The sequence below is a fragment of the Vibrio sp. 10N.222.52.B12 genome (assembly GCF_002875385.1).
Classification (GTDB): Bacteria; Pseudomonadota; Gammaproteobacteria; order Enterobacterales; family Vibrionaceae; genus Vibrio; species Vibrio jasicida.
This window is the reverse complement of record NZ_MDAW01000083.1, coordinates 1-250: the sequence shown is the minus strand read 5'-3', so window position 1 is coordinate 250 and position 250 is coordinate 1. Positions and strand designations below refer to the sequence as shown.

At 51.6% G+C, this 250-nt stretch carries 1 pseudogene; it reads right to left on the bottom strand.

The features are described 5' to 3' along the window. Positions 1-250, bottom strand: a pseudogene (locus BCT11_RS04010) (hypothetical protein); the annotation flags it as partial.

Sequence of the window (250 nt, the reverse complement as noted above, 5' to 3'; positions counted from 1 at the left end):
GTCGTCCACCGTTGGCTTAGTTTGCGTCAACGTAAATGTCGTCCCCACTTCTTTTGCTGGTGCGCCCAAGTCGTTAGTCCCGTTCACCGTTACCGTAATGCTGCCGTCTTTAAGACCCGAGACATCAAGCGTCGCGTTCCATTTACCCAATGCAGTCACTGTTGTGGTTTGCGTGACTTCTTTATTGTCCGTATCGACCGCTTTGATGGTCAATGTGTCGGTGCTTTCGAAGCGTGTGCTATCGCCACTG